This is a genomic window from Winogradskyella sp. (assembly GCF_013213975.1).
GTDB lineage: Bacteria > Bacteroidota > Bacteroidia > Flavobacteriales > Flavobacteriaceae > Winogradskyella.
Genome location: NZ_JABSST010000101.1, coordinates 1 through 8,521, shown reverse-complemented (window position 1 = coordinate 8,521; position 8,521 = coordinate 1). Strand labels below are relative to the sequence as shown.

Here is an 8,521-nt window from a genome sequence, read left to right as displayed (position 1 = left end):
TTTACCTCTTGGAAGAACTCTACCAATAACACGAATATATCGTTTCCTGTGCCTGATGGAACGCCAGCAGGTGTTAGGGTTTGCGTTGCAGAGGTTAAATCAATCGGAATATTTACAGTTGGACTGTACTCAATAGCGTTATCTGTAGTATCAAAATTAATTTTTAAGAATGCCGAAGTAAAACTTACGTGCGTTGCACCACTTGGATAAGCAATATCATTCGCAGGAGTCAAATTTGGTATTGAAATCTCACCAGTTGCGCTATCTACAGTAAACGGTGCAAATAAAACAGCACTTAAAATGGCTCTATTATTAAAATCTAAGCCTTTTAATGTGGCTTTACCTTCTGGTGTTGCTAATCCTGTAGCTACATTTCTTTGCCCTCTTACAGAGGTTGTATCAAAGTTTTTAATTTGTGTCATTTTTTGAGTAACACGACTTGAAACACGATTATCCTTTGCCTTAATCATTAAGTTTCTTACTGCTGTTCTCAATAACTTACCAGATGATGCAGAACTTCCAAATTCTGAACCGTTTTCACGAGTACGCTCAAATGCTGGGTCATTTTCTATTCGTTCTTTAGAAACACCGCCTTTAGTTCTTACTAAATAACCCTCTTTTGCTTTATAAAAAGTTAGATTATCTAAAGTTCCCTCTAACTTAATAATGCCTTTCAATTTTGCCATAACTATTACTTTTTTTGATGATGAATATCAAATATACGAGCTATTGACTGTCAATGTATTAGAGTGCTTCCGTAGTGTTTATAAGTTGCCAAAACTTCCGTTTTAGTTAGTTTTTTCAATGGGATATTAGTCGTATATTGTATATAAGTGCTTTATAGCAACGGTATAGATAAAGTATAGTTAGAGTATTAATTTTAAATTTAAAGTGAATGAGTAGAATCTGTATTTACCCTAAAGACGTGCAAGTGGTAACAGGAAAGAGTGAGCGTTATGGCAGAACAATAATCAAAGCGATTAAAGAACGCCTTAACAAAGAAGCTCATCAGTTAGTTACTATCGAAGAATTTTGCGACTTTATGGGCTTTGAAATCAGTAAAGTACAAGGATTAATCAAGTAAATTCCTTATCTTTACTACAAGGTATAAAGGTGACCTATTAGGTGACCCAACAATGGTACAGGACTGAAACAGTAATAAATAAAGGCACTACGAAAGAGGTTCACTTACCTCTTTCTCCGCTGAAGTTTTATTAATTTCAACTAAAGTCCTGTAAATGTATAGTTTACGGGACTTTTGCCTTTGTAAAAGGATGATCATGTTGCTATAAAACAATGATTTTCCGCTTTATTTTTAATTTCATCAATTTTTTTAGCACTTAATCAATTAATTTTATTGTATTCAGGCTTTAAATAATATCTTCGACATTTTCAGCCCTGAATTTTTAGTAATTCTTTGTTTTTAAGTTATAAGTCTAGAGAAAATTGAGCTGGTAAATTACATTAAAAATTAAATGATATTAATATCATTAGATTTAAAAATATAATTATGCACGAATCGTTAGAAATTACTACTGTTTTACCTACAGAAGCCGCAAAAGAGATATATTCAACTGCGGTAACACATCGCGATGTTACCGAAAATTCGCGAAGGTTAGCACCAGAACTTGTTAAACATTTAGCCGATACAGGATTGTTTAGAATAGGACTTCCCAAATTTTTAGGCGGGTGGGAAGATGATCCGGTAGAAGTGTTAAAAGCCTTTGAGCTAATTAGTAGTGCGGAAGCTGCAGCTGGTTGGAGTGTATGGAACAATCATTTAGCCTGTACATTTGGCCGCTTTTTGGATGAAGATAGCATGCGAGAAATTTATAAAGACTCTTCACATGTTTACGCAAATTCAGCAAGACCCGAAGGCGTCGCTGAGATAGTTCCAGGTGGTTATAAAATAAACGGAAGATGGACCCTTGTTTCAGGATGTGAAATTTCCGATTGGTTTGCATTACGCTGCTTAGTAACAGGTGAAGGATTACCAAAAACGCTTGGTCCAGGTGCCAAATTGAAGTTGTTTTTTATACCGAAGGACGCTGTAAAGGTCATTGACACATGGTATGTTGGAGGATTAAGAGGAACCGGAAGTCATGATATTAAAATTGAAGACCATTTTGTTAAAGAAACATATGCTGTTGATTTTGAAAGCCCTGTAGCCATAGATAACCCATACAGTCGATTACCAATTGGCTGTTATAATTCTGCAGGAAACGCAGCTATAGCACTTGGAATATTCAAAGCAGCTATGGATGACTTAGTTAAAATTTGTTTTGAAAGAGTGACTCCTGGAAAAAATCCTGATTTAAGGGATAGAGAGCGCATTCAAAGTGTTGTAGCTAGAAGTAAGGCCATGTACAAAGCTATGAGAGGACAATTACATAATGCTATGGCTGTCATTTGGGATGATGCTCAAAAAGGAAATGAATATTCTGATGAAGATTTAGCAGATGTGTGGTCATCCTCTGTTCTTGCTGCTGAGACCTCTAGAACAATGGTTTCGGAAATTTATGCAGCAGCAGGTACAGTGTCATTATATACAGAAAATAAGATCGAAAGAGCTCATAGAGATATTCATGCCGTTTTACAACATGGTATAATACAGCCACACTGGATGAACCAAGCAGGTATGGCTTATCTTGGTATTAAACCTAAAGGTGCAATGTTTAGGATTTAATTGCTAGCTAAGGTTTAGAATAACTACGTGCAAAGTTTAACTCAATAATTAGCTACAAAGAATGATAGAAGCAATAAAAGATAAAAACGAATGGGGTACACAACTCGACTTAGTTGAAAATTCTGATTTCTACCATACATACGATTATCACATATTATCTAAGAATGATGATGAGGAACCGGTTCTTTTGAAATATTCTAGTGGAAAAACTAACATTTTACTACCCTTATTAATCCGGACTATAGAAGGGTCTAATTACAAAGACGCTACATCCGTTTATGGGTATGCTGGTCCTTTGGTTATAAGTTTAGATGATACATTTAATAACTTAGAATTTAAAGATGTACTTGATTCTTTCTTAACTAGAAACAAAGTGATTTCTATCTTTTCAAGATTGCATCCTTACATCGATCATCAAGATTCAATCTTAGATGGACTTGGCACTATTTCTATTTTAGGTAATGTGGTTAATATTGATTTAACAGATACGGTTGAAAATCAAAGAGCTAAGTTTAACAGAAGATTAAAGACTTACCTAAATAAGGCTCGAAGATCTTGTACTGTTATAAAAGGTAATATCGATGAGCATTTAGATGATTTTATTAGGTTGTACCATGAAAATATGAAACGAGTTGATGCAGATGAGAGTTACTTTTTTTCTAGAGATTATTATAGAGGTGTATTAGAGAGTGAAGAATATAAATCTGAGTTATCCTTGTGTCTTTTAAATGAAACACAGGAAATAATTGGTGCTTCAATGTTTATGAAAAAAGGTAATATTGTACAGTACCACCTTTCTGGATTAAGTGAAGATCATTTTGATTTAAATCCCATTAAGCTTATCATTGATGAGATGCGTATAAAATCTACTGAAGAAGGGTTTAAGTATTTTAATCTTGGTGGGGGTTTAGGCAGTAAGGAAGATTCCTTATTTAGATTTAAAAGTGGTTTTTCTAAAGACTTTAGAGTATTTAAGACATGGAAATATATTGTCAATAAAGAAGCTTACAAAGCACAAACTTATGATGTTTTAGGACAGGATTTTGATCTTAGTACAATTGAATATTTTCCTGCTTACAGATTAAAAAAGAAGCAAGTACTTAAGGTTTAGGTAACTATACCCGCATTAATTTGGCGGGTTTTTTATTACCTATAGATTGGCTCTTATCTCGATTCCTTATTTTTGTAAAAAAAAATATATGTCAATCATTGATGATTTAAAATGGCGATATGCCACAAAAAAATTTGATACTTCTAGGTTCCTTTCAGAGACTCAATTAAATACCTTAAAGGAAGCTTTTAATCTTACAGCATTGTCTTATGGATTACAAACTTTAAAGCTGGTTGTTGTTGAAGATAAAACAACTAGAGAGAATTTAGTGAGTTTATCCTATGGTCAACGTCAAGTTGTAGACGCCTCTCATTTGTTTGTTCTTTGTGTTCAAACTAAAATAAATTCTGATGATGTTGACAATCATTTTAAAAACATTAAAAAAATACGCGCAACGCCAGATGATGTTTTAGAACCATTTAAAGCTCAAATGAAGTCAACCATAGAGAATATGAGTGAGGAGAACAAGTTGATTTGGGCTACAAAGCAGGCCTATATTGCCCTTGGCAATTTAATGACCGTTTGTGCAGTTGAAGGAATCGATAGCTGTCCTATGGAAGGGTTTATACCTGAAGCAATAGATAAGGCTTTAAATTTAGAGGCTATGAATCTAAAATCTGTCTTATTATTACCCGTAGGATTTAGAGCCGAAGATGATATGTTCTCGGGGTTTAAGAAGGTCAGAAAACAACTTTTAGATACAATTATAGAATTATAAAAATTAAAATAAATTTATGCCAGGGTTTGAATTATTTGGCGATTTAGAACGTAAGGAAGTAAACGATGTTTTAGAGAATGGTGTCTTAATGCGATATGGTTTCGATGGTATGAGAAATGGTCATTGGAAGGCCAAGCAACTCGAACAATCCTTATGTCAAACGTTTAGTACGAATCATGTTCAGTTAGTTTCTAGCGGTACTGCTGCTGTTACGGTTGCATTAGCTTCAGCCGGAGTAGGAGCTGGAGATGAAGTTATAATGCCAACGTTTACTTTTGTTGCAAGTTTTGAGGCTATCATGATACTTGGTGCAATTCCTGTTTTGGTTGATATAGACGATACACTAACTTTAGATCCCAAAGCTGTTGAAGCAGCTATTACTCCAAAAACCAAAGCGGTTATGGTTGTGCAGATGTGTGGGAGCATGGGAGATATGGATGCTCTAAAGTCTGTTTGTGATAAACATAAACTTATTTTTGTTGAAGATGCTTGTCAGGCGATTGGAGGAAGTTATAAAGGTAAGCCTTTAGGGAGTTTAGCAGATGTTGGTTGCTTTTCTTTTGATTTTGTAAAAACCATTACCTGTGGTGAAGGTGGTGCTGTAGTAACTAATAACAAGGAATATTATATTAATGCAGATCATTATAGTGATCATGGCCATGATCATGTAGGGTCAGATAGAGGAGCCGAAACACATCCGTTTCTAGGATATAATTTTAGAATATCAGAACTAAATGCTGCTGTAGGTTTGGCTCAGGTAAAACGATTACCAGAGTTTTTAAGAATTCAGCGAAAACATTATACGATCATTAGAGAAGTACTCGAAAGCATTCCTGAGATTACATTTAGAACTGTTCCAGAGGGCGGAATAGAAAGCTGTGCCTTTTTAAATTTCTTTCTACCTGATAAAGAAAGAGCACTTTTAGTATCCCAATCATTTAAAGAAAATGGGGTGGACGTTTGTTGGAACTATTTTGAAAATAATTGGCATTATATAAGAAAATGGAATCATTTAAAGGAGGCAAAGTCCTTATATCCATTAACGGATGCAGTTAAATCTCAATTGGATGCGTTATCAAAAAAGGATTTTGCACAATCAGATTATTGGATTGGCCGTAATATTTCTTGTCTTATAAAGATGTCTTGGACGGAAGAGGAAGTTCGTGATCGTGCTAAGAAAATGAAAGAAATCATTATTGATTGTTTGACAAAAGACTCTTAATTATAAGATTGTACTGTTTTTGTATAGGTTGATAATTATAGTTTGAACTTGTCATACGTTAGTTTTACAAAAACGAAACTATGAAACAGATTTATTTATTTATTTCATTGGTCTTTTTTTGTGCCAATACATCATTTTCTCAACAAACTCCATTAGATTTTTCTGATAGTGCACATGCATTTTCAGGATTCTCTAATAGCGTCTTTTCCTTTAGTGCAGACCCAATTAATTCGGCTAATGATGTGGGGCAATTTTTTAATGATGGTTCTGAGAATTGGCAGGGATTTTACATAGACTTAGTCAATCCAATAGATTTATCTTCTAACCAAGTCATTACCTTATCGTTCTATCAATTCGACCCTAATTTGCACAACATAATGCTTAAATTAGAATTCGGAGATGCACCAGATGTAGAAGTTGTTCAGTCTAATTCTGGGTCTGGATGGAGTTACGATATGATATTTGATTTTTCTAATGCGATTTTGAGTGGTAACGGTTCTCCTGTCAATGCTATGGGTACTTACAGCAGATTAGTTATTTTTATTGATGGTGGTATTATGACTCCAGGTACCTATTTAATAGATGACATAAATGATGGCTCAGAACCGGTAGATCCGCATGCAGTTGATGTTATATACAATGATTTAGTTTGGTCTGATGAATTTGATACTAATGGCGCAATAGATACTAATAATTGGTTTCATCAAACTCAGCTTCCTTCAGGTGGTAGCTGGTTTAACGGCGAAGTTCAACATTACACTAATCGTATTGAAAACGCGTATGTAGATAATGGATTTTTGAATATTGTTGCCATCAAAGAAAACTTCACTGATCAAGGCGAAACTAAAGCTTATACCTCTGCTCGCTTAAATTCAAAATTTGCCTTTACATATGGTAGAGTAGATGTTAGAGCTAAATTACCTGCAGGAGATGGTACTTGGCCTGCAATATGGACTTTAGGAAAAAATATAAATGAAGCAGGAGCCTATTGGCAAACTCAGGGATTCGGTTCAGTTTCATGGCCAGCTTGTGGTGAAATTGACATAATGGAACATGGTTTAGGAGCAACAAATCATGTGAGCAGTGCAATTCATACACCATCTAGTTCTGGTGCGACAATAAATTATCAATCATTTATTCTTAATGATGTAGCCAACGAATTTCATGTATATTCCGTGAATTGGTCACCAAATCAAATTACATTTATGATCGATGGGGTTGGATATTACACTTATAACCCAGTAATAAAAGATTCTGATACGTGGCCTTTCGATTCCGATCAGTACCTTATTCTTAACATCGCTATGGGAGGCTTTGCAGGAACTGTTGACCCGAATTTTACACAAAGTGACATGGTGATTGATTACGTAAGGGTTTACCAAAACAATCCTTTAAGTATCGATGAAGAAAATTCTTTTGGTGTAAAAGTTTATCCTAATCCGGCATCAAAATATTTTAAAATTCAAACTTCAAAACCAATAGAGCACATTGTTCTTTACAATTTGCTTGGGCAAACTATGAAACGTGCAGAAGGAAACATATCAGTTCTTGATGTAGAGCATTTAAACTCTGGAATTTATATCCTTAAAATATCTGCTGATGGTCAAACCGCAACAGAAAGAGTGGTGATTGATTAATAATTAACGTAATCTACAATTTCTAAACCATAACCTATCATCCCAACGCGTTTGGTCTGAAGGGCATTAGATAAAAGTTTTAATTTGCTTACTTTGAGATCGTGAAGTATTTGTGCACCTATACCAAAATCTTTAGAATCCATTGGAATTCTAGGCGCTTTAATGATTTTATTTTCAACTTGTTCCTCTTTTAAAATCGATAAACGTGATAGTAAATTCATAGATTCTGCTTGTTGATTAATAAAGATAATGGCTCCTTTACCTTCAGTATTAATGGCATTAAACATATCATCAAGTTTCTGATCAGCATTATTTGTAAGTGTGCCAAGTATATCATTATTCACTAAACTCGAATTTACTCGAGTTAAAACAGGTTCATCCGATTTCCAATTACCCTTTGTAAGGGCTATATGAATTTGATTATTAGTTGTTTGCAGATATGCTCTTAATCTATATTGTCCAAATCGCGTTTCTATATCGAAATCTTCCTTTTTTTCAATGAGCGAATCATATTCCATACGATAGGCTACGAGGTCTTCAATTGAAACAATTTTCAAATCGAATTTTTGAGCAACCGCCATTAGTTCTGGTAATCTGGCCATTGTCCCGTCTTCATTCATAATTTCAACAATAACACCTGCAGGTTCAAATCCTGCTAAACGCGCAAAGTCTATCGCAGCTTCGGTATGCCCTGTGCGTCTTAATACACCGCCTTCTTTAGCTACTAAAGGAAAGATATGACCAGGTCTTGCGAGTTCGAAGGCCTTAGTGTCATTGTTAACTAAGGCTTTTATTGTCTTTGCCCTATCACTGGCAGAAATTCCTGTACTAACACCATTACCCCTTAAATCTACAGATACCGTGAATGCCGTTTCCATCGGGTCCGTGTTATTACGAACCATCATGCTGAGTTCTAATTCCTCGCAACGATGTTCTGTTAAAGGAGCGCAAATTAAACCACGCCCGTGAGTCGCCATAAAATTGATCATCTCTGGGGTTACCATTTCCGCAGCAGCAAGAAAATCGCCCTCATTTTCTCGGTTTTCATCGTCTACAACTATTATTACCTTTCCAAGTCGAATGTCTTCAATTGCTTCTTCAATGGTATTGAGTTTGGTCTGCGTAGTCATGATATCGGTTTACGTAT

The 8,521-nt window shown here is 35.0% G+C and carries 8 protein-coding genes; 6 read left to right on the top strand and 2 right to left on the bottom strand.

Annotation, left to right across the window (positions count from 1 at the left end):
- On the bottom strand, positions 1-686 hold a 686-nt coding region (locus HRU49_RS13140; protein WP_296357909.1), incomplete at its 3' end, for a hypothetical protein.
- A gap of 209 nt (positions 687-895) precedes the next feature.
- Here HRU49_RS13140 and HRU49_RS13135 point away from each other — a divergent pair.
- The 6 genes from HRU49_RS13135 (at position 896) to HRU49_RS13110 (ending at position 7,374) form a co-directional block, all read left to right on the top strand.
- Positions 896-1,084: a hypothetical protein gene (locus HRU49_RS13135; protein ID WP_296357907.1), complete on the top strand. Its 189-nt coding sequence runs from the start codon at positions 896-898 to the stop codon at positions 1,082-1,084.
- Positions 1,085-1,510: 426 nt separating this feature from the next.
- A complete protein-coding gene (locus HRU49_RS13130) occupies positions 1,511-2,686 on the top strand; it encodes a hypothetical protein (protein ID WP_296357905.1) in 1,176 nt (391 codons plus the stop codon).
- A gap of 61 nt (positions 2,687-2,747) precedes the next feature.
- Positions 2,748-3,797: a GNAT family N-acetyltransferase gene (locus HRU49_RS13125; RefSeq protein WP_296357904.1), complete on the top strand. Its 1,050-nt coding sequence runs from the start codon at positions 2,748-2,750 to the stop codon at positions 3,795-3,797.
- Between the two features lie 88 nt (positions 3,798-3,885).
- Positions 3,886-4,515 (top strand): NAD(P)H-dependent oxidoreductase, encoded by a 630-nt coding sequence (locus HRU49_RS13120; RefSeq protein ID WP_296357902.1) that lies wholly within the window; start codon positions 3,886-3,888, stop codon positions 4,513-4,515.
- A gap of 16 nt (positions 4,516-4,531) precedes the next feature.
- Positions 4,532-5,737: a DegT/DnrJ/EryC1/StrS family aminotransferase gene (locus HRU49_RS13115; protein ID WP_296357900.1), complete on the top strand. Its 1,206-nt coding sequence runs from the start codon at positions 4,532-4,534 to the stop codon at positions 5,735-5,737.
- Positions 5,738-5,817: 80 nt separating this feature from the next.
- Entirely contained in the window at positions 5,818-7,374 is a 1,557-nt protein-coding gene (locus HRU49_RS13110; protein WP_296357898.1) for a family 16 glycosylhydrolase, read from the top strand.
- Here the strand turns inward: HRU49_RS13110 and ribB are convergent.
- A complete protein-coding gene (gene ribB, locus HRU49_RS13105; protein ID WP_296357896.1) occupies positions 7,371-8,504 on the bottom strand; it encodes a 3,4-dihydroxy-2-butanone-4-phosphate synthase in 1,134 nt (377 codons plus the stop codon). The genes HRU49_RS13110 and ribB overlap by 4 nt on opposite strands.
- Positions 8,505-8,521: the final 17 nt, after the last annotated feature.